Origin of the sequence: Roseospirillum parvum (assembly GCF_900100455.1) — a bacterium.
Taxonomy (GTDB): Bacteria; Pseudomonadota; Alphaproteobacteria; order Rhodospirillales; family Rhodospirillaceae; genus Roseospirillum; species Roseospirillum parvum.
In genome coordinates this window covers 190,740-217,169 of the sequence record NZ_FNCV01000001.1, presented here as the reverse complement: position 1 = coordinate 217,169, position 26,430 = coordinate 190,740, and the positions used below count along the sequence as shown (strand labels likewise).

Sequence of the window (26,430 nt, the reverse complement as noted above, 5' to 3'; positions counted from 1 at the left end):
GACGCCGCGAACAAACGACGCTCAGGAGCCCCCCGCCCCCTTATCACCGATCACGTTGAAATCGCCGTGCCGAACAATGATGGTTGACCCCGACCATGGGTCAACATAGTCGGTGGAATACACCGAGTAGGAGGGACCCAATTCGGAACTTATATCACCGAAATTGTAGTATTCGTCGTTGAGGTCCAGAGTCTCCTGGGTGCCGCCGCTGTTCCCGATGATCATGATGCCGGTCTGCGTCCCGGTGAGGGAGTCCAGATCAGAGAGGGTGGCGGTCGACAACAGAGCGTCGATCAGATCCGAATCGATCTTCAGGCTTCCCCCATCCGTCGCGACCTTCAGCGTTTCCACTCCCTTGATGCTGCCGCTGGGGGTGTCGCGCAGATCGAAGGCGCCGCCCTCAAGCGCCAGCACATCGCCATAGGTCGAGGTGCTGATGACCCCATTTCCGCCCAGGTCGATCTGCAGGCGGTCGTAGCCGCCCGGGGTATCCAGGGTCACCGTTTCGTCGGTGGTCTGGGGGGTGCCGTCGAAGACCCCGTCGCCCCAGATCCGCAAGGTCATGTTGTTCTCGACGGCCAGGGTCTTGGGGCTGTCCTCCAGGGTCAGGGTGCCGCCCAGATCGTCGGTCACCGTGACCGAGCCGGTGCCCCCCGTCATGTCGTAGACCACGTCCTGGGTCGACTGGCCCTTGATGGTCAGCACATCGGCGGGCGTGGTGTTGTCGATGGTGTCCCGATCCACCACCAGATCGAGCATGCTGCTGGACGGACTGAGATCCCAGATCGCGACGTTGTTCAGGTGACCGGCACTCTTGCCGGTCATGTCGATGGAATTGTTGCCGGCGGCATTGCCCGACAGACCATTGAACTGCAGGGTGTTGGTCCCGCTGTCGCCGTCGATGGTTGCCTCGCCGTTGCCCCCGGTCTCGATGTTCGCCCGGGCATAGACGATGAAGGTGTCGTTGTCGGCATCGCCGTTGACGGTGTCGTGGGCGTGCACCTCGATGGTGTCGTCGCCGTCGCCCCCCTCGACGGTGTCGGCGACGGTGTCGGTGCCGCCGCTCAACCTGTCGTTGCCGGCGCCGCCGTAGATCTGGTCGCCGCTTCCCACCCCGCCGTCGATGGTGTCGTTGCCGTCGCCGCCGGTGATGGTGTCGGTCCCGTCGCCGCCGTCGATGGTGTCGTTGCCGTCATCGCCACTGATGACGTCGTTGCCACCGCCGCCGTTGATGACGTCGTTGCCGGTGCCGCCAAAGATGTGGTCGTCGCCATCGACGCCCCCGCCGAAGCTGATCCCGGCGTTCTCGAACTCGGTGGCGTCGCTGCCCGTGGGAATGTCGCCATGGATGTGGTCGTCGCCGTCACCGCCGTACAGATAGTCGTCGCCACTGCCGCCGGCCATGTAGTCGTCGCCGCCGTAGCCGTAGGCCTTGTCGTTGCCTTCCATGCCCGAGATGCCGTCGCGCAGGTTGTCATCATTGCTGACCTGAATGGTCGGCGAGGTGATTTCACTGGTGTCGCCGATCTCGTCCACCCCGCTGGTCCCCTGGATGACGCGGTCGATCAGGCTGCTCAGTTGGTCCGGCACCTCGATCACCGGATCGTCGTCCTCGCCCCCATTGGCCTCGCCGCCGCTGGCGGTCCCGCCGTTCAGGCTCTCCTGCTGTTCGGCCAGGGCCTCGAGCCGCGCGCGCAGGGCCTGCTGCTGGGCCGGCGTCAACGCGGCCACGTCCTGGGCGGTGAAGCCCATGCTTTGCAACAGGGCGATGGCCTGCGAGCGTGTCAGGGTGCCGTCGCCGGTCTGGGGGCCTTGGGCGTCGGTTCCATCACCACTCTCGGTATCCTCGCCGGCGTCGTCCTGATCCGTTTCGCCGTCCGCCCCATCGGCATCATCGTCCTGGTTGTCGGCGCCCGCGTCATCGGCGCCGTCGCCGCCCTGTTCGCGTCCTTCCGGGGCCGCCCGGTCGCTGATCTGGCGCAGCGACTGGCGGACCGGGCTGCCGCCGAACACCTGCTGGTATTCGGCCGCGGTCATGACGAACACCTCGACCCCACCGGCGCCGATGCGCAGGGCTCCCAGAGCCTGGTTGATGACCTGCGGAGCGCCCCCGCCCAGCGGAATGACGATCAACTCGCCCACCGAGCCGTCGGCCTCGGCGACCAGGACAAGTTGCAATCCCGGCTCGCCGCTTTCCGGATCGGCCGACACCTCGCCGTCGCCCGAGGTGCCGCGAATGCCGATGGTCGCCACCGGGGTGTCGATGGTCATGGCGTCGGTGCCGGCCCGGGCGATCTGCCCGGAGACGAAGGAGAAGGCGCCGGAGATCATGTCGATGCTGGCCGAGCCCTGGCCGCTGGCCGGGTCGAACACCATCTCGTCGAGCACCATGCGCCCGCTGGAGCCCAGCGAGAAGGCGCTGTCGTCGATGAAGACGATGCCCACCGCGCCGTCCGGGCCGGTTTCCAGAAGGTCGCCCTGGAACACCGGATCGCCGGCGTTCAGGGTTTCCCGGGTGCCATCGGCGTGGACCACGGTGACCGTGCCGCCGAGGCTGTTGACGGTGCCGATCGGCGCCGCCTGGGCGAGCTGCGCCGCGTCGCCGGCCTGGGCCAGTTGGCCGGGCGCCACACCGCCGGCCAGCCGCACCGCCAATTCGCCGGCCAGCACCGCCGAGCCGTCCGGCACGGTGAGGTCGGCCGCATCGCCGCCGATGAAGTAATCGACCACCAGACAGCGCGCGCCGTCCGGGCCGACGATCAAAAGGTCGGGCCCCAGCTTGACATAGTCGCCATTGAGCAGGGTCGCCGCGTCGGGCAGCACCACCTGACCATCGGCCGAGGCCTCGACAACCTGCATCGGCGGCGACTCGCCAGAGGTCGCATCAAGAGTCACGCCAGGATCGGGGAAGGGGGCCTGATGGGTCATGAGCGCCGCCTCCGGGCGGGGGAGTGGTTGCACGGGACCAGGGCGCGCCCGGCCGGCTGGCCCGTGGTCCAGGGCTGCCAGTATGCCCCAGGCCGGTGCCGCCCCCAAGCCCGCCATTGGTTGATATGACCTTTGAGTTAGATACCATTGAAGGCGGATTGAAAATGACTTTTGCTGCAAAACCCGACGATGACTGGCGGTATCAAGAACCTGGGGCTGGCGGATCAAGAACCTCGCCCTGCCCCCCCTTGGCGCGGCGGCCCCGCCACCCCATGTGGACGGTTCAGACACACCAAGCCGGTACGCTCGATGACCCCGCTGCCCACCCTGCGCCAACTGAGCTATCTGGTCAGCCTGGCCGAACACCTGCACTTCGGCCGCGCCGCCGAGGCCTGCCGGGTCACCCAGTCGACCCTGAGCGCCGGCCTGCAGGACCTGGAAACCCTGCTCGGCACCACCCTGGTCGAGCGCGGCAGCCGCCGTCAGGTGCGCCTGACCCCGGTCGGCGAGGACACGGTGATCAGGGCCCGCGCCCTGCTGCGCGACGCCGAGGCCCTGGTGCGCGCCGTCGAGGCCGCCGGCGCCCCGTTGAGCGGCCGCCTGCGCCTGGGCGTCATCCCCACCCTGGCCCCCTATCTTTTGCCCCGGGTGCTGCCGGTGATCCGCCAGCGCCATCCGGCGCTGCGCCTGTTCCTGCGCGAGGACCAGACAGCCCGCCTGCTCGACCAGTTGGACAGCGGCCGCCTGGACGCCGGCCTGATCGCCCTGCCCTGGGACACCGCCGGCCTGGAGGTGGCGGTGCTCGGCGAGGAAGACGTCTGGGTCGCCCTGCCGCGCGACCACCGGCTGGCCGATCAGGCGGCGATCGATCCCGAGGAGTTGGCCCAGGAGCGGCTGCTGCTGCTGGAGGACGGCCACTGCCTGCGCGGCCACGCCCTGGCCGCCTGCCGCCTGCAGGTGCCGCGCGCCGCCACCGCCGACGAAGCCGGCGAGGTGTTCCAGGCGACCAGCCTCGGCACCCTGATCCAGATGGTCGCCGGCGGCCTGGGCGTCACCCTGGTGCCGCGCATGGCGGTGCCGGTGGAAGGCGGGCCGGAGGTCATCACCCGGCCGCTGGCGGTCAACCGGGTGGCCCGTCAGGTGGCCCTGGTTTGGCGCAAGGGCTCGCCGCTGGGCACCGATCTGACCCTGCTCGCCGCCACCCTGCGTCCGGAAGTGGCGGCCCTGGCGGCACCGGACAGCGGCGGAGAACCGCCGCCCGCCGCATCGACCGCCCCCGGTTGACGGATCGGCCACCGGCCGTCACCCTTCAGGACTTCCCTCCCCAAACCAATGACCCCCATGACAGGCGGGAGCGCGCGGTGATCGACCTTTACACCTTCACCACCCCCAACGGTCGCAAGGCCTCGATCATGCTGGAGGAGGTCGGCCTGCCCTATCGGGTGCAGGTCATCGACATCATGCGCGGGGCCCAGTTCGCGCCCGAGTTCCTGGCCCTCAACCCCAACAACAAGATCCCCGTGATGGTCGATCCGCAAGGGCCGGACGGCCAGCCGATCACGGTCTTCGAAAGCGGCGCCATCCTCATCTACCTGGCCGAGAAGACCAACAGCCCGCTGTGGCCGGCCGACCCCCGGCAGCGCTCGGTCGCCCTGCAGTGGCTGATGTTCCAGATGGGCGGGCTGGGGCCGATCCTGGGCCAGAACCATCACTTCCGCCGCGCCGCGCCGGAACAGATCGACTACGCCATCGAGCGCTTCGGCACCGAGACCGAGCGCCTCTACAAGGTGCTCGACCGGCGGCTCGGCGAGGTCCCCTTCCTGGCCGGCGAGGCGGTGACCCTCGCCGACATCGCCTGCTACCCGTGGATCGACCGCCACGACTGGCATCACATCGACCTTGCCGCCTTCCCCAACGTGGCCCGCTGGTTCGACGCCCTGGGCCAGCGCGAGGCGGTGCAACGCGGCATGGCGGTGCCCCAACTGGAGCGCTGAAATCGGCGTTTTGGCACTTGGTTGACGCTTGGTTGACGCTGCCCGGGCGATCCATTAGAAGTACCGCTCCCGGGGCGACCCCGGCCCCCTGAACCGCTGCGTTCCAGGGCCGGCGGTTCAACCGACGCGGTGGCGCAAGGCCCCCGCCGAGGGGCTTCGTGGATGGGTGGCCGAGTGGCTGAAGGCGCTCCCCTGCTAAGGGAGTATAGGGTCAAAAGCTCTATCGTGGGTTCGAATCCCACCCCATCCGCCAGTTCCCTTGATTATCCCGCCCCCCTATCATCACCCGGTTCGCGGAGAGCCGGAAAAGCGGGCGCATCGGCGCCGTGGAGCGACTCCCGAGCGATCCGGACCGGATCGCGGCGGCGGCTTGCGGCGACATCAAGAATCCACAGCGTGTTGCGCGACCGACAGAGCACGCGAAGCGCTTCGGAGCGGATTTCCGGAGCGGATTTCCCGAGCTGATTTCCATCGTTTCGAATCGCCCCCGCCAGGGCGCCCGCCGGTGGCGCCCGGGCGGCAGCGCCATCATGGGCAACAGGTCCAAGTCACCCCAGGGCACCCCTGGGGTCAAGGGGGCGGCACTTCCTTGCTCCCGTGCCGCCCGCCGGCTCAGGCTTTCTTGATGAACGAGATGGCGGCCAGCAGAACCACCGCGCCCAGGGTGGCGACGATGATTTCGGCGATCAGGCCGGAGGCCGAGAAGCCGAGCAGGGTGACCAGATAGCCACCGATGACGGCGCCGACAACGCCAACCAGCAGATTGCCGATCAGACCGAAGCCGCGCCCCTTCATGATCTTGCCGGCCAGGAAACCAGCCAGCAGGCCGATCAGCAGAAAAATGATCAGGCTCATGGAAATCCTCCGCTTGGGTTACTGGTAACAGTTACTGGTAACAGTCGAGGAAGCGCACCGGCCGCCCCTGGGCATCGCCCATGATGGTCTCGTCGCGCACCACCATGCGGCCGCGCACCACGGTGTGGATCGGCCAGGCGGTGGCCTTGAAGCCGGCGAACGGGGTCCACCCGGCGCGGCTTTCGATCCAGTTGTCGGTGATCTCGCGTTCGGTGGTCATGTCGACCACGGTCAGGTCGGCGTCATAGCCCACGGCGAGGCGCCCCTTGCCGGCCACGTTGTAGACCCGGGCCGGGCCGGCGCTGGTCAGGTCGACGAAGCGGCGCAGCGACAGCCGCCCGGCGTTGACGTGGCTCAGCATCACCGGGACCAGGGTCTGCACCCCGGGCATGCCGGAGGGCGACTGGGGATAGGGCCGGGCCTTTTCCTCCAGGGTGTGCGGCGCGTGGTCGGAGCCGATGACGTCCACCACCCCCTGGTCGAGGGCCTGCCACAAAGCCTCGCGGTGGCGGGCCTCGCGGATCGGCGGGTTCATCTGGGCCTTGGAGCCCAGGCGGTCGTAGCACTCGGGCGCCGCCAGAGTGAGGTGCTGGGGCGTCACCTCGACCGAGGCCAGCGCCTTGTGGTCGGCCAGCAGGGCCATTTCCTCGGCCGTGGTGACGTGCAGCACATGGACCCGCCGCCCGGTCCCCTCGACGATCGACAGCAGCCGGCGGGTCGCCTCAAGCGCGGTATCGACGTCGCGCCATTCGGGATGGGCGTGCACCTCGGCCCCATCCTTGACCAGATGCCAACGCTCCTGAAGCCTCGGCTCGTGCTCGCAGTGCACGGCCACCCGGCGCCGGCCCGAGGCCAGGGCATGGGTCACCGTGGCGTCGTCGTCGACCAGCAGGTTGCCGGTCGAGCTGCCCATGAACACCTTGACCCCGGCACAGCCGGGCAGACGCTCCAGCTCGGCCAGCCGATGCACGTTGCGCATCGCTGCGCCGACGAAAAAGGCATGGTCGCAGAACATCCGCCCGCGGGCCCGGACCAGCTTGTCGGCGATCGCCTCGGCGGTGGTGGTCGGCGGGTTGGTGTTGGGCATCTCGAAGACCGCCACCACGCCGCCCTTGACCGCCGCCCGGCTGCCCGTCTCCAGGTCTTCCTTGTGCTCGTTGCCGGGCTCGCGCAGGTGCACCTGGCTGTCGATCACCCCGGGCAGCACGGTCAGCCCGCTCACATCGACCACCTCGGCCGCCTTACCGGCGCGGGCCAGATCGCCCAGGGCGGCGATGCGCCCGTCGCGGATGGCGACGTCGGTCACCTGTTCGGCCGCCGGCGTGACCACACGGCCGCCCTTGAGAATGAGATCAAAGCTGGTCATCGTCTCCCTCGCCTTTGGGGCCGCCCGAATGCGGCCAGGATGACGCGGGGCGGCCGGGCCGCCCCACACCCCTCCTTTCCTTGACAGCTCATATGGGGATTGCCGAGCCGGCCTGCACCGTTTGCGCAAGGCCAGGACACGAAAGGGGCTTTGCCCCTTTCAATCCCCACCGGGGGAGCCTGGGGCTCCCCCGGACCCCCGCCAGGACGATTTTTCGAGTGCGCGTCACGGGCCGGTGGAGGTTGTTCGCAGGCCGGCTTGCCGGCCTGCAACCAGACACCGCCCGCCCTTGGCTTCCAACCCGCGTTGCGCCCCAAAAGGAATGGTGGGGTCTGGGGAGGCCTCCCGGCCTCCCCAGCGGGGTCCAAGGGGCAGCGCCCCTTTTACCCCCGCCGGGTGAGGGTTTCGAAGACGTCACCGTCGGCGGGAAGGTCCATCACATGGTGTTGGTGCCACAGGGCGGTGAAGAGCAGGCTCCAGGCGGCGAAGCGGGCGCGGCCGTCGCTTTGCCGGTCGAGGCTGGCGAACAGGCGGCGCACCTCGGCCGGGCGGGTCAGGCTGGCGATGCCGGGCTGGGCGGCGACCAGCGGGCCGAGGCGCTTTCCCTGGCTGGCGATCCACTCGCCGACCGGCACGGTGAAGCCCTGTTTGGGGGCCATCGGGGCGGCCGCCGGGGCGTGCTCGGCCAGCCACTGGCGGAGCAGCCACTTGCCCAGGCGGCCCTTCACCTTGAGGCCATCGGGCAGGTGGAAGGCGAAGGGGGCGAAGACGGGATCGAGGAAGGGGACGCGCCCTTCCAGGCCGTGGGCCATCAGGCAGCGGTCGAGCTTGGCCAACAGGTCGTGGGGCAGCCAGTCGGCGAGGTCCACCCACTGGGCCCGCTTGAGGCCCTTGAGGCCCAGCTCGGCGGCGCCACGCTCGGCCGCCGCGATGCCGTCGCGCCAGCCGGTGGGGGGGTCGGCCAGCACACCGAGGCCATCGAAGGTGCCGCGCCGGCGCATCGGGCGGGCCAGCGGCCAGGGACGGGTGGCGGCGCGGTAGCGGCCATAGCCGGCGAGCAACTCGTCACCCCCCTCGCCGGTCAGCACCACTTTCACCTCTTGCGCGGCGCGGCGGGCGAGCAGCCAGGTGGGGACGATGGCGTAGTCGGCCGCCGGATCGTCCAGACAGGCGGCGATGGCCGGCAGGTGGGTGAGGAAATCGCCCCGGGTCACCTCCAGGTCGATGTGCTCGGCCCCCGCCGCCTGGGCCACGGCGCGGGCGCGGGCGCGTTCGTCGGCCGCCGCGCTGCCCGGGAAGGCGGCGGTGAAGGCCTTGACCGGCGGCCCCGGGCGGCGCGCCATGAGGCTGAGCAGGGTCGCCGAATCGAGCCCGCCGGAGAGGAACATGCCGATCGGCACGTCGGCCATGCGGTGGGCCTCGACGGTGTCTTCCAGGTGGCGGTCAATTGCCTGGAGAGGCTCGGTGGGGGGGCCCGAGGTGGGGCGCGGCGGCAGGGGGTGCCGGCGGGTTCGGCTGTGCACCCGTCCGCCTTCCAGCCACACCGTCTCGCCGGGCAGCACCCGCTCGATGCCGGGGAGGGCGGTCGGCCGCCCGGTGGTGAACTGAAGCTGCAGCAGCTCGGCCAGCTTGCCCGGATCGGCGGCGCGGGGGATCAGGCGGCTGGCCAGCAGGGCCCGGGGTTCGGAGGCGAAGAGGGTGGCCGGACGGCCCTCGAAGGTGGTTTCGGCCACGTACAGGGGCTTGATGCCGAAAGGATCGCGGGCCAGCAGCACGCGGGCCCGGTGATCGGCCACGGGTTCCAGCAGGGCCAGCCCGACCATGCCCCGCAGGCGCCCGAGGAACCCTTCGCCGAGGTGGGCGAACAGGGGCAGCAGGGGTTCGCAGTCCGAGCCCGAGCGCCACGCCGGGGCCGCCCCCTCGGCCTCCAGGAAAGCGCGCAAATCCAGGTGGTTGTAGATTTCCCCGTTGGCCACCAGGACCCGCCCGGCGGCATCGACGAAGGGCTGGTCGCCGCCGGCCACGTCGACGATGGCCAGCCGGGTGTGGACCAGGGCGGCGCCCCGGGCCGGGTCCAGGTGCCAGCCGGCACCGTCCGGCCCGCGATGGGCCAGCGCCCCGGCCAGGGTGTGGGCGAGGTCGGCCAGCGCCGCCTCGGGCAGCGGCCCGTCGGCCAGGATGCCGGCGATGCCGCACATGGCGCTCAGTCCCCCTGCCGGGCGACCCGGTCGAAGAAGGCCCGATAGGCGCGCACCACCTTCTCTTCGGTATGGCCGGCCTCGAAGGCGGCGAGGCCGTTCTCGGCCAGCCTGTCGGCCAGGGCCGGCTGGGTGGTCACCGCCTTGATCGCCTTGGCCAGGGCCTCGGGATCGTCGATCGGGGCGAGCAGGCCGCTTTCGCCGTGCTCGATCAGGGTGCCCGGCCCCAGGGCGTCGGCGGCGACCACCGGCAGGCCCTGGGCCCAGGCCTCCAGCACCACGTTGCCCAGGGGCTCGTGGCGCGACGGGCAGACGAACAGGTCGGCCGCCGCGAACAGCGGCGCCACGTCCTCGCGCCAGCCCAGGAAGCGGACCCGGGGCTTGACCCCCAGTTCCTGGGCCAGGGCTTCCAGCTCGGCCCTTAAGGGGCCCTCGCCGGCCAGCCACAGGTAGGCGTCGGGCACCCGGGTCAGGGCGCGGATCAGCACATCGAAGCCCTTGTTGGGGTGCAGACGGCCCAGGGCGAAGATCAGCGGCGCCTGGAGCGGCGTGTAGTGGGCCTTGCGGGATTCCGGCTCGGCCCGTCGCTGGCTGACGAAGTTGGGCAGGTGGTGGGCCCGCTCGGCCGGCCAGCCCTGGCCGGTCAGATAGTCGACGATGTCCTCGGTGTTGCCGATCAGGTGGTCGCAGCGCTTGTAGTACTTGAGGTCATAGTAGCCGCCGAGCCGCGCCACCTGCACGAAGCGCCCGGCCGGCGGCGGGCAGAACAGGGTGGCCCGGTTCATCCAGCTCAGCACCACCTGGGGCTTGAGCTGCCCGATCAGCCGGCGCAGGCCGAGCCGCGTCTTGACGTCGAGCCGCCCCCCGAAGGGCAGGGTGTGCGGCGTGATGCCGGCCGCCTGAAGGCGGCGCTGGCGGTCGGCGTCGGGGCGGATGACCAGATGCTGGTCCAGCCCGCTGTCGGCCAGGGCGATGGCCAGACGCTCGAAAAACAGCTCGGCCCCGCCGTGCGGGGCGCCGGCCATCACCTGCATCACACGCGGGCTCATGGTGTCTCCTTGATGGGGATCAAACTCTCGAAGGCGCTGGCGGCGCGGTCCCAGGTCAGCCCGGCGCCGGCGGCCAGGGCGGCCCGGTGCATGGGCCACCACGTTGTTTGGTTGGTCAGCAGGTCGACCGCCGCCTGGGCGAAGGCGCTGTCGGTCTGGGCCACCACCCCGGTTGCGCCGTCGCGCACCCGCTCGGGCATGGAGCCCAGGGGGGTGACCACCGCCGGCACGCCCAGCGCCTGGGCCTCGGCGACGGCGGCACAGAAGGTCTCGTTGAGGTCGCCGCGATAGAGCAGCACCCGGGCCTTGAGCAATTCCTCGGCCAGGGCGGCCTTGGGCAGCGGCTCGCGCAGCACCACCCCGGGGGTGGCCCGGGCCTGATCGAGCATCGCCTGCATGGCCGCCCCGTGACGCCCGCCGTGGCTGCCGTAGACCGCCGGGCCGCAGAACAAGTGCAACTCGGCCTCCGGGGCGCGCGGCCGGATGTCGCCGGCCCACAGGTCGAGCAGCCAGTCGAGGCCGCGCAGCGGGTTGGAGGTGAAGACGGCGCGCGGCGGCGGCGGGGTGTCGGCCTCGGCGCGGCCGTGGAAGGTCTCGGTCAGGCCGTAGGGGATGACATGCCGGCCGCCCGAGGGCACCCAGCCCGGGCAGGTGCGGGCGTGGTAGTCGCCGATGAAGACGATCGGCGGGCGGTGGCGCAGCAGCGGCCACAGGTAGCGGAGCTTCAAAAGGTAGGTGGCCGGATTGTGGATCCAGAACACGGTGCGCCGCGCCCCGGGCAGGGCGCCGATCAGGTGGTCGGCCCGGTTGGCGATGTAAAGGTCGGCCGAGTCGGGCAGCCCCTCGCCCAGCGGCCGCCAGTCGACCCCCTTGTGGGCCACCGCCACGGCGCAGCGGGTGAACCCCTGCACCACGTGACCACGCGCCGCCAGCGCCTCGAGCAGGGCGATGACGGCGCTTTCGGCACCGCCCAGGGGGCCGCGTTCGGGGGTGGTGCCGTCGAACTCGATGCCGTCGTCGGCCAGGACGATGTGGGCCATGGGCCAGGGTGAACCTTGAGACGCGGGGGGCGGATGGAAACGGGCGCCGCTCAGCCTTGCGGCGGCGGCGGGAACTGGCGCCAGTGGCGGGCCTTGAGATGGGCGATCAGCGGATACAGCCCGGCCATCAGGGCGATCATCAGGCCAAGGCCACCTTCGCGATAGCCGCGCCGCATGACATAGCACTTGAAGGTGCGGCTGAACAGGCGCCGCACGTTGTTGGGCAGGCCGTCCACCCGCTCCGCCTCCAGCAGGTCGAGGGCCCGGGCGGTGGTGTAGGAATCGAGCCGGCGCAGCATGTCCGAGGGGTCGCGGTCGACGAAATGGTCGATCCGCTGGCTGAGCATGGCGCCCTTGATGGCCGGCTGGCCGTGGCGCCCGGTCCAGCTCAGCGGCGGGTGGACCCGGGCCCGGCCCCAGCTCTTGGCGTCTTTGCGGAACAGCCCGGGATAGGCCGCCTTGCCGAAGCTCGCCCCCCAGCCGTGGCGGACCCGGCGCGGGCCGATGAAGTTGTCGACCGGGATCTCGTGGTAGTCGGCGTCGGAGGTGGCGATGACCCGGCGGATTTCCTCGGCCAGCGCCGGCGGCACGTGCTCGTCGCAGTCCACCTCCAGCACCCAGTCGCCCTGGCAGGCCGCGATGCCGGCGTTGCGCCGCTCGCCCTCCACCGGCCAGGCGCCGGGCAGCAGGCGGTCGGTGAAGCGCCGGGCGACGGCGTCGGTGTGGTCGGTGCAGCGGTCGAGGACGACCACGATCTCGTCGCAGAAGGCGAGCTTTTCCAGGCAGGCGGCGATGCGGTCGGCCTCGTTGTGGGCGACCACCAGGGCGCTCAGGGTGGGGCGCTTTTCTGACGTCATGGCGCGGCTCCGGGTCCGGCGAGCAGGGCGCGGGCCGCCGCCTCGGCCTTGTCCACCGGAAGGCTGGTCATCAGCGAGCGCCCATCGTGCCAGTCGTAGCCCGGCGGGAACAGCTCAAGGAAAGGGGTGTCGGTGCGCGCCACGGCGGCCCGCGTCCCCCAGGGGCCATAGAACACCTCCCGGGTCGGCCCGAAGAGGCCCAGGGTGGGCACCCCGGCGGCGGCGGCGAGGTGCATCAGGGCCGAGTCGTTGCCCACGTAGAGGGCGGCGCGGCCCAGACAGGCGCCGGCCAGGGTAAGGTCCACCCGGCCCACCAGATCGACCACCGGCAGGCCCTCGAGCGCCGCCAGCAGGGGCGCCGCCTGGGCTTCCTCGCCGGGGCCGCCGAAGACCGCCACCGGGGCCCCGGGCAGCGGGCCGGCGGAGCCGGTCAGGCGGCGCGCCAACTCGGCGAAGCGCTCGGCCGGCCACACCTTGGCCGGCCAGTTGGCGGTCGGCCCGAGGGCCAGCAGCGGGCCCTCGGGCAGCCGGCGGGCCGCCTCGGCGCGGTCCTCCGGGGTGGCCCACAGGCGCGGCGCCGGCGGGCTCTCGGGGCTGCCCAGCAGGCGGGCGATGTGGCGCACCCGGTGTTCCGGCGCCGCCACCTCGGCGGGCAGGATCAGGCGGCGGCGGGCCGGCACCAGCCAGGCCAGGGCCGAGCGCCTGAGGTCGACCACGGTATCCCAGCGGGTGGTCGCCACCTGCCGCCACAGGTCCCACCAGTGGCCGCCGCGCTTCTTCTTGGGCAGGGCGATGACCCGTGTCAGGCCGGGCACGGCGCGAAACAGGGTGGCCGGGGCGGGGCCGCAGGCCACGGTCACCCGGGGGCCGTCCATTTCGGCGATCAGGCGATCCAGCACTCCCAGCGACAGCACCGCGTCGCCGATGCGGGTCGAGGTGACGAACAGAAGGCGGCTCATGGCCGCTCCCGGCGCGGCAGCCCGAAACGCCGTGACACCTTGGGCCGCGCCGCGCCTTGTGGGGCCAGCAGCCGTTCGCCCAGCTCGGCGAAGCCCTCGGCGCTGGCCCGCCAGGTCAGATGGCGGGCCGGGTCGGCGGCCGCCGCGCCGAGCCGCGCCGCCCACCCCCGGTCGGCCAGCATCTGGGCCGCCAGATTGGCGAAGCCGGCGTCGTCGGGGGCCACATGGCCGGTCTCGCCGTTGTCGATGCGCCCCACCGCCGCCGCCTGGGGACCGACCACGGCGGCCGCCCCGGCGGCCTGGGACTCGGCCAGGGTCCAGGCCATCAGGTCGCCGGCGTGCCCGGGGTAGAGATGGACGTCGGCCTCGCGGTAGGCCCGCGCCATGACCGGGTCGCCCTGGGGCTTGAGCAGGCGCACCCCCACCCCGCCCATGGCCAGCGCCCGGGCCGCCACCTCCCTCAACTCGGGCGGCGGCTCGGCGCCCTCGGCGACCTTGGCCAGGGTGGCGGAGTAAACGTGCAACTCGGCCGCCGGCACCCGGGGATGGATGACCTCGGCCCACATCTCGAGAATCCCCGCCAGCCCGTGCGCCGGATGGGTGGTGACGATGGCCCGGGGCGGCCCCTCGGCCGGTTTCGGGTCATCCAGGAAATAGCGCCCGGAGGCCAGATAGTCGCCGCCGACGCCCAGTGGCAGGCGGCGCATCGGCACCTCGCCGCGCCAGCGGGCCTCCTGGGCCGGGCCGGCCAGGGCGACCACGGCGCCCACGTCGGCCAGCCGGCGCCGCGCCTCCGGCCCGCCCAGCGGTGCCGGGTCGCCGGTCACCCAGAGCAGACGGGCCCGGGCGCCGCGCACCTTTTCCAGCAGCGCCGGGGTGCGGTGGGCGATCAGGAGGTCGGTCTCGAAGGGCAGCGGCTCGGCCCCCAGGGGGCGCCAGCGGGCGCCTTCGATGAACAGCCGGCGCTCGCTCCGATTGTACACGCTGACCTGATGGCCCAACCCGACCAATGCCCCGGGCAGGCGGGCAAAGGCCTTTTCCGGCCCGCCCAGGGGACGGGTCTGCGGGCTGTAGCCGTCGAAGGGAAAACTGTCGTCAAGAAGCAGGATGCGCATGGGGGGCCATTGATCGGCGGCGAGGCTGATCGAATATAGCGTCGTGCCCGGCGCCGCCCCAGGAACAAATCGACCGTCCGGGGTGATAGGCCGTTGGCCCCCGCCCGTCAACGCTCCCCCCGTCAACGTCCCCACCCCGCCCACACGAGGTTGCCATGCCCGCCGACAGCGCCGCCATCTGCCCCCTGCCCCACCGCGCGGTGATCGAGCTGACCGGGGCCGACCGGGTGGGCTTCCTGCAAGGGCTGGTCTCCAACGACATGACCCGGGTCGGGCCGCAGCGGGCGGTGTGGGCCGCCCTGCTGACACCGCAGGGCAAGTTCCTGTTCGATCTGTTCGTGGTCGCCCGCGAGGCGGCGCTGTGGCTCGATGTCGAGGCGGCCCGGCGCGACGACCTGATGGCCCGCCTGAAACGCCACCGCCTGCGCGCCGAGGTCGAGATCAACCCCAGCGAGGCGGCGGTGTTCGCCGTCTGGGGCGCCGGGACCCCGGCCGTGCTCGGGCTGCCCGACGACCCGGGCGCCGCCCGACCCCTGGCCCCGGCCGGGGTGGCCTTCCTCGACCCGCGCCTGCCCGGCGCCGGGGGGCGCCTGCTGGGGCCGCCGGAAAGCACCCCGGCGGCCGACCTCGAGGGCCTCGCCCCCACCCCCATCGCCGAGTGGGAACACCACCGCCTGGGCCTCGGCCTGCCCGACGGGTCGCGCGACATCACCCCCGACAAGGGGCTTTTGATGGAGCACGGCTTCGAACCGCTGAACGGGGTCAGCTTCGACAAGGGCTGCTACATGGGCCAGGAGCTGACCGCCCGCACCAAGCACCGCGGGCTGGTCAAGAAAACCCTGGTTCCGGTGGACGTCGACGGCCCCCTGCCCGAGCCCGGCACGATCCTCCTCGGCCGCGACGGCCGCGAGGCCGGCGAGATGAAAAGCGGCAGCGGCGACCGGGGCCTGGCCCTGCTGAGGATCGAACACCTGGGGCCCGGCGCCACCTTCACCGCCGGTCAGGCGGGCGCCACGCTGCACCCCCGGACGCCCCCCTGGCCAGAGGCCTGAGGCCCCACCCCTTCAACCAGGGAGATGGCCAGCCGGCCCCGGGTGCGGTATCGTGTGGGTTGATAATCGGGCCTTGGTCGTTTTTTCGGCGCCCCGGTTTTGTTTTGACACCCCGGTTTTTCGACGCCCACTTCAGCCGTCCCGGCCAAAGGTCCTCCCATGCCGGACCAGATCAGCTACACGGTGATCCTCGCGGCGGCGGCGATCGCCTTCCTGGCCGCCGCCGGACTGGCCCTGCTCAGCCATCGGATGCTGGCCGGCGCCCGCAGCCTGCCTTGGCTGGCCGGGGCCGACACCCTGCTCGCCCTGACCCACATCGGCGTCGCGCTGCGGCCGCTGGGCGCCGAGACGGCGCTGACCCTGGCCATCAACCTGTGCGCGGTGGGCGCCTTCCTGTCCCTGCTCAAGGGCCTGGCCGAGGCGCTGGAGAGGCCCGTCCGCTGGTCGCTGGCGCTCGGCGCCGGGGCCGTCACCCTGGCCGGACAGGCCTGGTTCACCTTCGCCATGCCCCTGATGGAGGCCCGGGTTGGCCTGTTCCAGGTCATGCACGTGGTCTTCCTGATCCTCGCCCTGCGCCTGCTGGCGACGCCAGGGGGCAGCGTGCCGCGCCCCCTCAAGGGGCTGATCGGCGGCCTGCTGGGGGCGGTCTTCCTGACCCAGATGCTGCGCATCGTGTCGGTCGCCCTGGCCAACGGGTTGACCCCGCAGATCAATGCCCTGTCGGTGCTGCTGCTGGCCCTGCTCGGCCTGCTGTGGACCGCCGCCCTGATCGCCGCCGAGGCGGCCCGCCTGCGCCACGCCCTGGCCAAGAGCGAGGAGCGGTTCTCCATCTCGATCGAGACCATCCCCGATTCGGCGGCCATCAACCGCGCCGTCGACGGTGTCTACGTGGCCGTCAACCGCGCCTTCACCCAGACCACCGGCTGGCCGGCCGAGGACATCGTCGGCCGTGGTTCGATCGAGGCGGGGATCTGGGAACACCCCGAGGAACGGCAGGCCCTGGTCCGACGGCTGGGCGAGACACCGATGGTGGCCGAGCACACGGCCACCTTCCGGGCCCGCGACGGGCGGCTGATCCAGGGCATCATGTCGGCCAGCCTGATCGACATGGGCGGCGTGCCGCACATCGTCTCGATCACCCGCGACCAGACCGAGCGCCTGAAACGCGAGGAGGACCTGGGCCGCGCCCTGGACCATCTGGCGGCGATCAACCAGGAACTCCAGCACTTCGCCCACGCCGCCGCCCACGACCTGAAGGAGCCGTTGCGCAGCATCGTCTCCTACTCGCAGATCCTGGAACGCCGCCTGGGCCCCGACCTGCCCGCCGAGCGCCGCGCCGAGCTGACCTTCATCGTCGATGCCGGGCGGCGCATGCACGATCTGATCAGCGGCCTCGATGCCTATGCCCGGATCGACGACCGCTCGGTGCCCTTCCAGCCGATCAACCCCAACCACGCCCTGGCCGACGCCCGGGCCAACCTCGCCCGGGCCATCGCCGACGCCGAGGCGGAAGTGGTCTCCGACGACCTGCCGCCGGTGATCGGCGACGCCACCCAGATCACCCAGCTGTTCCAGAACCTGCTGGCCAACGCCCTGAAATTCCGCCGCGCCGGCGTCCCCTGCCGGGTGTGGATCAGCGCCACCCGGGCGACGACGCCCGACAACGGCGAACGAGCCCTGGTCGGCTTCACCGTGCGCGACAACGGGATCGGCTTCACGGCGGCCGAGGCGGAACGCATCTTCGCCGTCTTCACCCGGCTCGACGCGGCCGCCGCCTATCCGGGCAGCGGCATGGGCCTGTCGATCTGCCGGCGCATCGTCGAACGCCACGGCGGCACCATCCACGCCGAGGGCACGCCCGGGCGCGGCTGTCTGGTCCGCTTCACCCTGCCGAGCCCGCCGCCGGGCCCACCGCCGGTCAACGGTTCGCTCCCGGGTCGCGACTGATCCAGCCGCCGCCGAGCAGCGCCCCGTCCGCCTCCGGGCCATAGAACACCCCGGCCTGACCGGGGGCGACGCCGATCACCGGCGCCTCGGCCAGCACCTCGGCCCGCCCATCCGGCAACGGAGACACGGTGGCCGCGAAGGGCGCCTGGGCGTTGCGGGTCTTGACCCGGCAGGCCAGCCCCCGGGCCGGCAGCGCCTCGCCGGGGCCGAGCCAGTTGACCGCGTCCAGCTCGAAGCGGCGGCGGCCCAGCGCGGCCTGCGGGCCGACCACCACCCGGTTGGCCTCGGGCTCCAGGCGGACCACGTAGAGCGGCTCGGCCCGGCCGCCGATGCCCAGCCCCCGGCGCTGGCCGATGGTGTAGTGGATGATCCCCTGGTGACGGCCCACCTCGCGGCCCTCGGTGTCGACGATCGGGCCGGGGCGCGCCGCCCCGGGGTCGTGGGCCTTGACCACGGCGGCATAGTCGCCGTCCGGGATGAAGCAGATGTCCTGGCTTTCCGGCTTGTCGGCCACGGCCAGCCCCAGTTCCCGGGCCACCTCGCGGGTCGCCGCCTTGTCCAGCCCGCCGAGGGGGAAGCGCAGGCGCGCCAACTGCCGACGCGACAGGGCGAACAGGAAGTAGCTCTGGTCCTTGCCGGCGTCGGCCCCCCGGGCCAGCCCGGGGCGGCCCTCGGCGTCCAGGGTGCGCCGCGCGTAGTGGCCGGTGGCCAGGAAGGCGCAGCCCAGCCGCTCGGCGGCCTCCAGCAGGTCGCCGAACTTGACGGCGCGGTTGCACAGGGCACAGGGCAAGGGCGTCTCGCCGCGCCGGTAGCTGGCGACGAACGGTTCGACCACCTGGCGGGCGAAGGTCTCGCGGGCGTCGATCACGTGGTGGGCGATGCCCAGGCGCTCGGCCACCCGGCGGGCGTCCTCCCGATGGCGGCCGGCGGCGCAGCCGTCATCGGCGCCCGCCGCCGGAGGATCGAACAGGGTCAGGGTCAGGCCGACCACCTCGAACCCCTGGGCGGCCAGCAGGGCGGCGGTGACCGAGCTGTCGACGCCGCCCGACATGGCCACCGCCACCCGGCTGCCCGGGGCCGGGCGCGGCGCCAGCGCGGTCGCCATGGCGGCCTCGATCTCGGCGGACAGGGGGGCCGTCATCGGGAGAGCCTGGGGCAGACCTGGGGGAAGGGCTTGAACCGGCCGCTCAGTCGCGGCGCGGCGGCAGCTTGAGGACCAAGCCGTCGAGCTGGTCGGTGACGATCAGCTGGCAGCCCAGGCGCGAGGTGCGGGTCAGCCCGAAGGCCAGATCGAGCATGTCCTCCTCGTCCTCCTTGGCCGCCGGCAGGCGATCGAACCAGGCGTCGTCGACAATGACATGGCAGGTCGAGCAGGCCAGCGAGCCCTCGCAGGCGCCCTCGATGTCGATGTCGTTGCGGTGGGCGATCTCCAGCACGGAAAGCCCGGCCGGGGCGTCGATCTCGCGGCGATTGCCGTTGCGCTCTATGAAGGTGACCTTTGGCATGGGACCCTTGGGCAGAAATGGAATGCGAAGGGGCGATATGTCGGGCGCCTAAATAGCGCGCCCCCCGCCGGGCGGCAAGACTGGCCGGCCAATCCGCCTCAGGCACGCAGCGCCCCCGGCGCGAAACGCCGCCGCCGGCCACGCCGACGGCGCATCGGGCCCGATTCGACCCGGGGCAGGCCCAGCTCGCGCACCCGCGCCACCAGCTTGCGCCGCGCCGCGATGGCCTTGAGGACGTTCTCGATGCGCCGATCCAGGAAGTCCCAGGTGGCGGTGGTCTCCGGGGTGTCGTCGTTGAGCCAGAAGGCGGTGGTGGCGGCCACCACGGCGGCCAGCGAGGCCCGCTTGGTGTAATAGTTGAAATCGGTCGAGGCGTCGCCGACGGCCCACCACATGGCATCCACCGTGCGGCAGGCGGCGGCCAGCCCGGCCGGCGCGGCGGACACGGCAACCACCCCCAGCCCCTTGGCCAACGCCTCGCGGTGCGCCGTCCACGGTTCCAGACGGGCCCGCACGGCGAGATGGATGCGCCGCCGGATGGGCAACTCCATCAGGTCGGCCTGGGCTTCCAGGGCCGCCACCATGCGCCGGTCGGCCAACTCGCCGAGCCACAGCACCGCCTCGGCGCCGCCGCCGGGGAAGGCCAACTCGGCCTGCTCGGCGGCCAGCCCGGCATCGACCGCCCCGGCGCGCAGGGCGGCCATGGTCCAGCCATCGAAGGGCACATGGGTCAGGGCGGCCTCGACGATGGCGTCGTTGCGCGCGACCAGGGCCTGGGGCAGGGACTCGGCGCGGGGCGGCATGGCGGTCATCTCCGGTTTGGCGGTGGGCCCAAAGGCTGGCCGACGGCCAGCCTGTTCAAGATTATCAACACTGGTCGGCGACCAGCCTGTTCCAGGTCATCAACACTGGCCGACGGCCAGCCTGTTCCTGATTATCAAGGCTGGTCGGCGGCCAGCCTCCGCTTGATGTCGTCAACGAATCCGAACCGGGCAAGGTCGGTCATGCGTTGCGGGTACAGAATTCCGTCCAGATGGTCGCATTCGTGTTGCAGCACCCGGGCGTGATGACCGTCGGCGCGGAGCTCGAACGACCGCCCCTCGGCGTCCAGGGCGTTCAGGCGCACCGCCCGGGGGCGCGGCACCGCCCCGGTCAGCCCGGGCAGCGACAGGCAGGCCTCCCACTCGGTGATGGGGGTCGGGTCCTCGACCGTCAGCACCGGGTTGATGAGCACCGTCAGCGGCCGGCCGCGGCCATCGTCGCTGCGCGCCGGCGGCAGCCGATAGAGCACCACGCGCCACGGCTCATGGACCTGCGGCGCGGCCAGCCCCAGGCCGGCGGCGTCGCGCAGGGTCTCGGTCATGTCGTCGATCAGCCGGCGCACCTCGGGCGCCGTCGGGTCGGCGACCGGATCGGCGGGGCGGGCCAGCACCGGATGCCCCATGCGGGCAATCTTCAGAATGGCCATGGTGCCCAGACTATGGGGCGCGCCCCCCGTCCGGTAAAGGGGCGCTCGTTCACGCCCCCCTTCCCAGGGGTCCAAAGCTGTGATAGAAGGCCCGTTCAGACAGCCTCCGGGGTCCGCCTGGGCCGCCGGGAGGCTTGTTGTACTCTTCAACCCAGTGTTCTTTACGAACCAGACAAACCAGGGACAGCGCGCCGAACCGACGGCCGTCCCGGAGCTGAGCCAAAAGGAGTGGTGCCCGGTGCAAGTTCTCGTCCGCGACAACAACGTCGATCAGGCCCTGAAGGCGCTCAAGAAGAAGATGCAGCGCGAAGGGGTGTTCCGCGAGATGAAGCTGCGCCGCAACTACGAAAAGCCCAGCGAGAAGAAGGCCCGTGAAAAGGCCGAGGCGGTCCGCCGCGCCCGCAAGCTGGAGCGCAAGCGCCTGGAGCGCGAGGGCTTCTAGCAAGCCCCCGCGCCGCCCCTTGCCGGGCGGGCGCGGCCCCATCAGGGCACCAAAGCACCCGAGTCGCACCGCCGCCGGACCTTGTCCGGCGGCGGATTTCGTCTGCCCGCGCCGGACCTTTCCGGCGGCGGATTTCGCCTGCTCGCGCCGGACCTTTCCGGCGGCGGATTTCGTCTGCCCGCGCCGGACCTTTCCGGCGGCGGATTTCGCGTCTCCGCGCCCCCGAGTCGGCGCCTCACCCCCCGGCGGTTTCCGCCAGATAGGCCGGGTCGGTGAAGTAGCCGGCGAAGTCGGGGCTCGGCGGGATGGGGTGGTACAGGTAGACCATGTTGCCGCCCGGATCGAGAATGCCGAAACCGCGATCCCCCCAGGGATGATCGCCCAGCGGCATCACCGGCTCAGCCCCCCGCCCGACCAACGCGGCGTGGGCCCGGTCGGCGTCGGCGACCCGCAGATTGAGGGTCGCCCCCCGGGTCGGCGCCATGGCCGCGTCCTGGGGCTGCATTAGGCACACCTCGCAAATCTCGCCGCCCGAGGGCAGGCGCAGCACCACGTACCAGCCGCAGTCGAATACCGGCCGACCGTCCAGAAGGTCCTGATAGAAGGCCCGGGCCGCCGCCATGTCGTCGGTGGCCAGGGTCACGCTCAGCCGCCGCCCCTCCATTCCCCCTCCTTGTGCCCCCTACTGGGGCAGATGGCGCCACCAGGCCTTCTCGCTGACCGAGTAGATGGGCCGGTAGTGGCGAATCCGGCTGTGCTTGACCAGCATGCCGATCTGGTTGTCCAGGATGTAGCTTTCACCATCCAGGTTGACCGCCAGGATGGCGTGGGCGACGCGCAGGTTCATGTCCTGCACGATGACGATGCGCATGTCGTCGGGCGACCAGCCCAGCTCGCGCAGCGATACGTACTTGGCAATGGCGTAGTCCTCGCAGTCCCCGTACTTGTCCAGGAACTGGCCGACCGTGGCCCAATAGTCCTTCACGCCCCAGTTCACCGGATCCACGATATAGCGGCTCCGGTTCATGAACTTATTGACTTCTTTCAGTTGGGTCCGGGGGTCGGCGCCGCGCACCGAATCAAGGAACTGCATCCACTTGCCGTAGTGGCAGGCGTTGAACTCCTGGCTTTGGCAACTGCCGCCCACACTGCCCTTTTCGCGAAAAACGCGGTCGAGCACCCCGGTCCAGCGGGGGAACGGGCTCAAGTCCGGGTTGACCACTTCGTTGCTGCCGAACAGCCCGGCCTGGGCGCTGCCCGGTCCAACCAGCAGGCCCAGCACCAGCACCACCACCGCGAGGCAGCCGGGCGGCCGCGCCGGGCGGCGTGAATGATCGGTCAACATCCTCCGCCCGCCTCGAAAGCTAGAGTGGCCGGAACGGCGGCCCCGTTGCCCGCGCCCCGGAGCGTTGCCGCCACCCGGCGACGCCCATACCGCGCTGGCAAGTCTATGCCAGATTAGGTATCACTGTCAGGTGCGATGGCGTCAACCGTGCCGCGACCCCATGGGGGTGTTGTGCACGCTGCCGACAGGTCGGGCCCGCGGGGCCGAACCCGGGTTGGACGCCGCGCCTGTGGCATGGGACCAGGGAGGGCGACCGTGGCCAACAACACCGAGCAGACGACCGACTCCGCGCCCGTGGGCTCGGCGGAAAGCCCCGAGGAAGCCCGCGAGGCCCGCACCGCCCGCCTGAAGATGGCCGCCATCGCCGGCGCCCTGGGGCTGGTCGCGGTGATCGGCGTCGCCCTGGTCTTCCACTTCGTCAATCAGGAGCGCGAGCGCGAGCTGCAGAACTGGCAGGTCCGCCTGGGCATCGTCGCCGACAGCCGGGCGGCCGACGTCCGCCGCTGGCTGGACGAGCAGTTCGACGTGCTGAGCGGCCTGGCCGACAACGCCAGCCTGCAGCTTTACGCCATGGGCCTGATGGGCAGCGGCGAGTCGGCCGAGGAAACCATGGAGGGCGGCTACCTGCGCAACCTGCTGGAAGCCACCGCCCAGCAGAGCGGTTTTGCCGCCGAGATCCCCGAGCAGACGGTCAACGCCAACATCGCCCCCAGCGGCAAGGCCGGGCTGGCCATCCTCGACCCGCGCGGCTCGATCCTGCTCGCCACCCGCTTCATGCCGCCGCCGCCGGAGGGCTTCGCCACCGTGCTGGCCCAGGCCGCCGAGGGCCGCCCGGCGCTGTACGACATCCGCCCGGGGGCCGGCGGCGCCCCGACCATCGGCTTCGCGGTGCCCCTGTTCGCCGTCCAGGAAGGGGCGGGCAGCGAGCCGATCGGCTTCGTGGTCGGCCTGCGCCCGGCCGACAAGGCCCTGTTCAGCCGCCTGCGCCAGCCCGGCGAAACCTCCCGGACCGCCCAGTCCTATCTGGTCCGGGCGCGCGGCGCGGTGGCCGAGTACCTGTCGCCGCTGGCCGACGGCACGGCACCGCTGCAAAAGACCATGGCGCTGGACACCGCCGATCTGGCCGCCGCCTTCGCCCTGAAGAGCCCCGGTGGCTTCGGCATCCGCCGCGACTACGCCAGCGCCGAGGTGCTGGTCACCGGGCGGGCCATCGCCGGCACGCCGTGGACCCTGGTCCGCTCCATCGCCACCTCGGAGGCCCTGGCCGCCACCGACCAGCGGCTGCGCACTCTGCTCATCGTCTTCCTGGTCGTCATCGCCGCCGTGCTGGTGGGCGCCATCGCCCTGTGGCGCCACGGCACCTCGATGCGCTTCGCCCAGATGGCGGCGCGCCACAAGGTGGCCGCCGAGAAGCTGTCCAACTACATGAAGTTCATGCGCGTCGTCACCGACGGCCAGCCGACCGCCATCGCCGCGGTCGACCGCGAGGGGCGCTACACCTTCGCCAACAAGGGCGCCACCTGGCAGAGCGGCCTGGAGCCCGAGCAGATGCTGGGCAAGACCCTAGTCGACGTGATGGGCCCCTTCCAGGCCAAGAAGTTCATGGACCTGAACGAGGAGGTGATCGACCGCGGCCAGCCGCGTTCGAGCGTGCAGACCCTCGAGGGCGCGCCGCCACGCATCGTCAAGTCCGAGCACATCCCGCTGGCCGGCGACCGCGACCACCCGCCCTCGGCCTTGATGGTGATCGAGGACATCACCGAACTGATGGACGAGCGGGCCAAGCGCGAAAGCACCATGCGCGATCTGGTCTCGACCCTGGTCAGTCTGGTCGACAGCCGCGACCCCTACTCGGCCAACCACTCGGCCCGGGTCGCCCAGGTGGCCAGCGCGGTGGCCCAGGAAATGGGCGAGGACGACCAGGTGGTGCAGACGGTCGACATCGCCGGCAACCTGATGAACCTGGGCAAGGTGCTGGTGCCGACCGAGATCCTGACCAAGACCGAGCGCCTGACCGACGAGGAAATGCGCATCGTCCGCGACAGCATGGTCAAGACGGCCGACCTTCTGGGCCACATCGCCTTCGACCTGCCGGTCAGCCCGACCCTGCGCCAGCTTCAGGAACGCTGGGACGGGGCCGGCTACCCGGACGGTCTGAGTGGCGAGCAGATCATCGTCGGGGCGCGCATCGTGGCGGTGGCCAACGCCTTCGTCAGCATGGTCAGCCCGCGCTCGTTCCGCGCCGCCATGCCGTTCGCCAAGGCCTCCTCGATCCTGCTCGAGGACGCCGGCACCCGCTTCGACCGGCGGCCCATCGCCGCCCTCATCAACTACGTGGAAAACCGCGACGGGGCGGCCCAGTGGGCCCACTTCGCCGAAATCCCGGAAACCCCGGCCGGCTGATCCACCCGCCACCGTTCCCCCTGGCACCCCCGGTGCCAGGGGTCCCCGCCCGGATGTTGACCGTCGCTTGGCGAGAGTAAGCGCGGGTGGCGCCCGGACCGCCCTCCCCTCCCCCGCGCCAGCCGTCATGCCCACCGAAATCCGCCGGATCATCTTCACCGACAGCGAAATCCAAAGCGTGCTCGACGACTTCACCGACCGCGACCGGGGCCCCATCCCGCGCGGCCGGGTGATCGGCTACGAGGTGGTCAAGGACAAGCCGCTGGAAGTCTCGGCCCGCATCCAGAGCGAGGACGGCCGCCAAGGCTCGTACCGCCTGAACGAGGCCTTCCTGGTCGCCGCCCTGCTCTCCTTCCTGATCGCCCGCAAGGTGCCGGTGCCCCGGCAGGCCAACAAGTCGGTCAAACGCAGCGACAAGGGGGTGGTCTTCGACCTGGTCACCGAGTCCTGGAAGCTGTAGGGCCGGCCTCTCACCCGGCGGCCAGCAAGCCGACCAGCCGGTGCAGCGGTTCGGGGTCGCGCGACAGGCCGTAGTAGGCCGAAAAGTGGCCGCGCGGCTCGATGAACCGGTTGGCCGTCGGCACCCCCCAGCGGGCGACCAGGGCCTCGGCCTCGTCGTGCAGGGTCACCGTGTCGCCCTCCCCGATCAGGGCAACGATGCGCCCGGGCGCGATGCCCGGCGCGGCACCCGGGTCGAGCAGCGGCCGCCAGCGATCCAGGCGGGCCGGCGTCCAGCCGGCCGCCTGCAGGGCCCGGGGAACCTCGGTGGCGGCGGTCAGGGTGCCCTTCAGGCTGAGCGCCTGCACCGAGCCGCCGGGGGCGATCAAGAGCCCGGCGTCGGGCCGGCAGGCGGTCGGCCAGTGGGCCGCCGCCGACAGGGCCAGGGCCCCGGTCAGCGCCCCCAGGCTGAACCCGGCGAAACCCACCGGGCCGCCGAAGCGGCGCCGCGCCCAGGCGGTCAGGGTGCCCAGCTCCGGCACGTGGGCGGCGAAGTAGTCGAGCGCCCCCAGCGGCCCCAGCCCGAGCACCGGTTCGCCGCCATACCAGCCGGGCAGCCGGCGGCGGCCATGCCACGGCCCCTCGACGGCCAGGGTCACCACCCCGGCGCGGCGCAACGGCGCCATCAGGTCGGCGGCGCGGAACCACAGGTGGGGGGCCCAGAACTCGGGCTCCATGCAGATGCCGTGGGCCAGGATGACGACCGGGCGCGGCCGGCCGTCGGCCGGGTCCACCCCCTCGGGCCATTCGAGCCGCCCCCAGGCCGGGCCGGCGGGCCCTGAGTCCAGGCGCACCCAGGCGGTGGCCCGGGGGCCGCTCGGCAGGTCGAGCGACACGACGCGGCTTTCCGCCACCTCGGCCTCGGGGTCGGCGGTGAAGGCCCGGCTCGGATCGGCGAGGCGGGCCCCGTGGCGCGCCTCGACGGTGGCCGGATCGGGAATGGCGAAGCGCACCGCCGGTAGGCGCCCACCAAGAGTCGGCAGGCGCCCACCATGAATCGGCAGGTCGGCCGCCAGATTGAGCAGCGTGAACAGGTTGCGCGTGCTCATCCAGGCATGGGCGGCGGTGCGCCGGGCCTCTTCCAGCGCCGCCGGATCACCGGTGCCCTGGCCCTCGAACAGGCCGCGCCGCCATGCCGCCTCGGCGCGCCGATGCGCGGCGGCGCGGCGGGCCACGGCGGAAACCGCCGGGCCGACCGGCCAGCGCCAGCCGGCCGGCAGATCGAGGCTTTCCAGGAATCGCCGGGGGTCGCCGTCGGCCGCGTCGGCCGCCGCCCAGGCCCGCGACAGCGGCAGGGCATGGCGGCCGAGCAGCGGCACCACCAGATCGTCGGTCCACAGGCGGTAGGCCAGATCACCGCCCGGCAGGCTGTTCAGCCATCGCCCCAGGCCGGCGTCGCCCATGGTCGC

General features: G+C 71.7%; 23 protein-coding genes and 1 tRNA gene. 8 read left to right on the top strand and 16 right to left on the bottom strand.

The genetic code is table 11. The features are described from left to right. Positions 1-21: 21 nt before the first annotated feature. Positions 22-2,928: a FecR domain-containing protein gene (locus tag BLR95_RS00900; RefSeq protein ID WP_092614053.1), complete on the bottom strand. Its 2,907-nt coding sequence runs from the start codon at positions 2,926-2,928 to the stop codon at positions 22-24. Between the two features lie 309 nt (positions 2,929-3,237). Between BLR95_RS00900 and BLR95_RS00895 the strand changes: the two genes are divergently transcribed. The 3 genes from BLR95_RS00895 to BLR95_RS00885 all read left to right on the top strand — a co-directional run bounded on the left by BLR95_RS00895 (position 3,238) and on the right by BLR95_RS00885 (position 5,175). Continuing rightward, the gene (locus BLR95_RS00895; RefSeq protein ID WP_092614052.1) at positions 3,238-4,212 is read left to right on the top strand and encodes a hydrogen peroxide-inducible genes activator; all 975 of its coding nucleotides are present in this window, start codon (positions 3,238-3,240) and stop codon (positions 4,210-4,212) included. 77 nt (positions 4,213-4,289) lie between these two features. Continuing rightward, entirely contained in the window at positions 4,290-4,922 is a 633-nt protein-coding gene (locus BLR95_RS00890) for a glutathione S-transferase family protein (RefSeq protein WP_092614051.1), read from the top strand. Between the two features lie 160 nt (positions 4,923-5,082). Continuing rightward, a tRNA-Ser gene (locus BLR95_RS00885) sits at positions 5,083-5,175 on the top strand. A 359-nt stretch (positions 5,176-5,534) separates the two neighbouring features. Here the strand turns inward: BLR95_RS00885 and BLR95_RS00880 are convergent. The 8 genes from BLR95_RS00880 to BLR95_RS00845 form a co-directional block, all read right to left on the bottom strand. After that, positions 5,535-5,777, bottom strand: a complete 243-nt coding sequence (locus tag BLR95_RS00880; RefSeq protein ID WP_092614050.1) for a GlsB/YeaQ/YmgE family stress response membrane protein — start codon at positions 5,775-5,777, stop codon at positions 5,535-5,537. A 31-nt stretch (positions 5,778-5,808) separates the two neighbouring features. Next, positions 5,809-7,143, bottom strand: coding sequence for a dihydroorotase (locus BLR95_RS00875; protein ID WP_092614049.1), 1,335 nt, complete (start codon positions 7,141-7,143; stop codon positions 5,809-5,811). A gap of 383 nt (positions 7,144-7,526) precedes the next feature. Continuing rightward, positions 7,527-9,341 carry an asparagine synthase (glutamine-hydrolyzing) gene (asnB, locus tag BLR95_RS00870; protein WP_092614048.1) on the bottom strand — a complete coding sequence of 605 codons (1,815 nt, stop codon included), beginning with the start codon at positions 9,339-9,341 and terminating at the stop codon, positions 7,527-7,529. A 5-nt stretch (positions 9,342-9,346) separates the two neighbouring features. Next, on the bottom strand, positions 9,347-10,390 hold the full coding sequence (locus BLR95_RS00865; protein WP_092614047.1) for a glycosyltransferase: 1,044 nt from the start codon (positions 10,388-10,390) through the stop codon (positions 9,347-9,349). Further along, positions 10,387-11,430: a glycosyltransferase gene (locus BLR95_RS00860; RefSeq protein ID WP_092614046.1), complete on the bottom strand. Its 1,044-nt coding sequence runs from the start codon at positions 11,428-11,430 to the stop codon at positions 10,387-10,389. The genes BLR95_RS00865 and BLR95_RS00860 overlap by 4 nt, the downstream gene beginning before the upstream one ends. 50 nt (positions 11,431-11,480) lie before the next feature. Continuing rightward, on the bottom strand, positions 11,481-12,287 hold the full coding sequence (locus BLR95_RS00855; protein ID WP_092614045.1) for a glycosyltransferase family 2 protein: 807 nt from the start codon (positions 12,285-12,287) through the stop codon (positions 11,481-11,483). After that, positions 12,284-13,246, bottom strand: a complete 963-nt coding sequence (locus BLR95_RS00850) for a glycosyltransferase family 9 protein (RefSeq protein WP_092614044.1) — start codon at positions 13,244-13,246, stop codon at positions 12,284-12,286. The genes BLR95_RS00855 and BLR95_RS00850 overlap by 4 nt, the downstream gene beginning before the upstream one ends. Then, positions 13,243-14,361, bottom strand: coding sequence for a glycosyltransferase (locus BLR95_RS00845; protein ID WP_092614043.1), 1,119 nt, complete (start codon positions 14,359-14,361; stop codon positions 13,243-13,245). The genes BLR95_RS00850 and BLR95_RS00845 overlap by 4 nt, the downstream gene beginning before the upstream one ends. A 155-nt stretch (positions 14,362-14,516) precedes the next feature. Between BLR95_RS00845 and ygfZ the strand changes: the two genes are divergently transcribed. Further along, the gene (ygfZ, locus tag BLR95_RS00840; protein ID WP_092614042.1) at positions 14,517-15,413 is read left to right on the top strand and encodes a CAF17-like 4Fe-4S cluster assembly/insertion protein YgfZ; all 897 of its coding nucleotides are present in this window, start codon (positions 14,517-14,519) and stop codon (positions 15,411-15,413) included. A gap of 159 nt (positions 15,414-15,572) precedes the next feature. Then, positions 15,573-17,360 carry a sensor histidine kinase gene (locus BLR95_RS00835; protein ID WP_092614041.1) on the top strand — a complete coding sequence of 596 codons (1,788 nt, stop codon included), beginning with the start codon at positions 15,573-15,575 and terminating at the stop codon, positions 17,358-17,360. Here the strand turns inward: BLR95_RS00835 and mnmA are convergent. The 4 genes from mnmA to def form a co-directional block, all read right to left on the bottom strand. After that, positions 17,332-18,501, bottom strand: a complete 1,170-nt coding sequence (gene mnmA, locus BLR95_RS00830) for a tRNA 2-thiouridine(34) synthase MnmA (RefSeq protein WP_092614040.1) — start codon at positions 18,499-18,501, stop codon at positions 17,332-17,334. The two genes, BLR95_RS00835 and mnmA, sit on opposite strands and share 29 nt — an antisense overlap. Before the next feature lie 46 nt (positions 18,502-18,547). Next, on the bottom strand, positions 18,548-18,865 hold the full coding sequence (locus tag BLR95_RS00825; RefSeq protein WP_092614039.1) for a ferredoxin family 2Fe-2S iron-sulfur cluster binding protein: 318 nt from the start codon (positions 18,863-18,865) through the stop codon (positions 18,548-18,550). Positions 18,866-18,963: 98 nt separating this feature from the next. Further along, positions 18,964-19,668 (bottom strand): COQ9 family protein, encoded by a 705-nt coding sequence (locus BLR95_RS00820; RefSeq protein ID WP_176787507.1) that lies wholly within the window; start codon positions 19,666-19,668, stop codon positions 18,964-18,966. 134 nt (positions 19,669-19,802) lie between these two features. Beyond that, positions 19,803-20,333 (bottom strand): peptide deformylase, encoded by a 531-nt coding sequence (gene def / locus BLR95_RS00815; RefSeq protein WP_092614037.1) that lies wholly within the window; start codon positions 20,331-20,333, stop codon positions 19,803-19,805. Between the two features lie 238 nt (positions 20,334-20,571). Here def and rpsU point away from each other — a divergent pair, with 238 nt between their 5' ends. Continuing rightward, positions 20,572-20,775, top strand: coding sequence for a 30S ribosomal protein S21 (gene rpsU, locus BLR95_RS00810; RefSeq protein WP_092614036.1), 204 nt, complete (start codon positions 20,572-20,574; stop codon positions 20,773-20,775). A 235-nt stretch (positions 20,776-21,010) separates the two neighbouring features. Here the strand turns inward: rpsU and BLR95_RS00805 are convergent, their stop codons facing one another. Beyond that, entirely contained in the window at positions 21,011-21,439 is a 429-nt protein-coding gene (locus BLR95_RS00805) for a VOC family protein (RefSeq protein ID WP_092614035.1), read from the bottom strand. An 18-nt stretch (positions 21,440-21,457) separates the two neighbouring features. Beyond that, positions 21,458-22,120 carry a transglutaminase-like cysteine peptidase gene (locus tag BLR95_RS00800; RefSeq protein ID WP_092614034.1) on the bottom strand — a complete coding sequence of 221 codons (663 nt, stop codon included), beginning with the start codon at positions 22,118-22,120 and terminating at the stop codon, positions 21,458-21,460. Between the two features lie 255 nt (positions 22,121-22,375). Here BLR95_RS00800 and BLR95_RS00795 point away from each other — a divergent pair, with 255 nt between their 5' ends. Next, positions 22,376-24,523, top strand: coding sequence for an HD domain-containing phosphohydrolase (locus BLR95_RS00795; RefSeq protein ID WP_143130901.1), 2,148 nt, complete (start codon positions 22,376-22,378; stop codon positions 24,521-24,523). A 127-nt stretch (positions 24,524-24,650) separates the two neighbouring features. Continuing rightward, on the top strand, positions 24,651-24,983 hold the full coding sequence (locus tag BLR95_RS00790; protein WP_092614032.1) for a hypothetical protein: 333 nt from the start codon (positions 24,651-24,653) through the stop codon (positions 24,981-24,983). A 10-nt stretch (positions 24,984-24,993) separates the two neighbouring features. Here BLR95_RS00790 and BLR95_RS00785 read toward each other — a convergent pair whose 3' ends face one another. After that, positions 24,994-26,424 (bottom strand): alpha/beta hydrolase, encoded by a 1,431-nt coding sequence (locus BLR95_RS00785; protein ID WP_092614031.1) that lies wholly within the window; start codon positions 26,422-26,424, stop codon positions 24,994-24,996. Between the last annotated feature and the right edge of the window lie 6 nt (positions 26,425-26,430).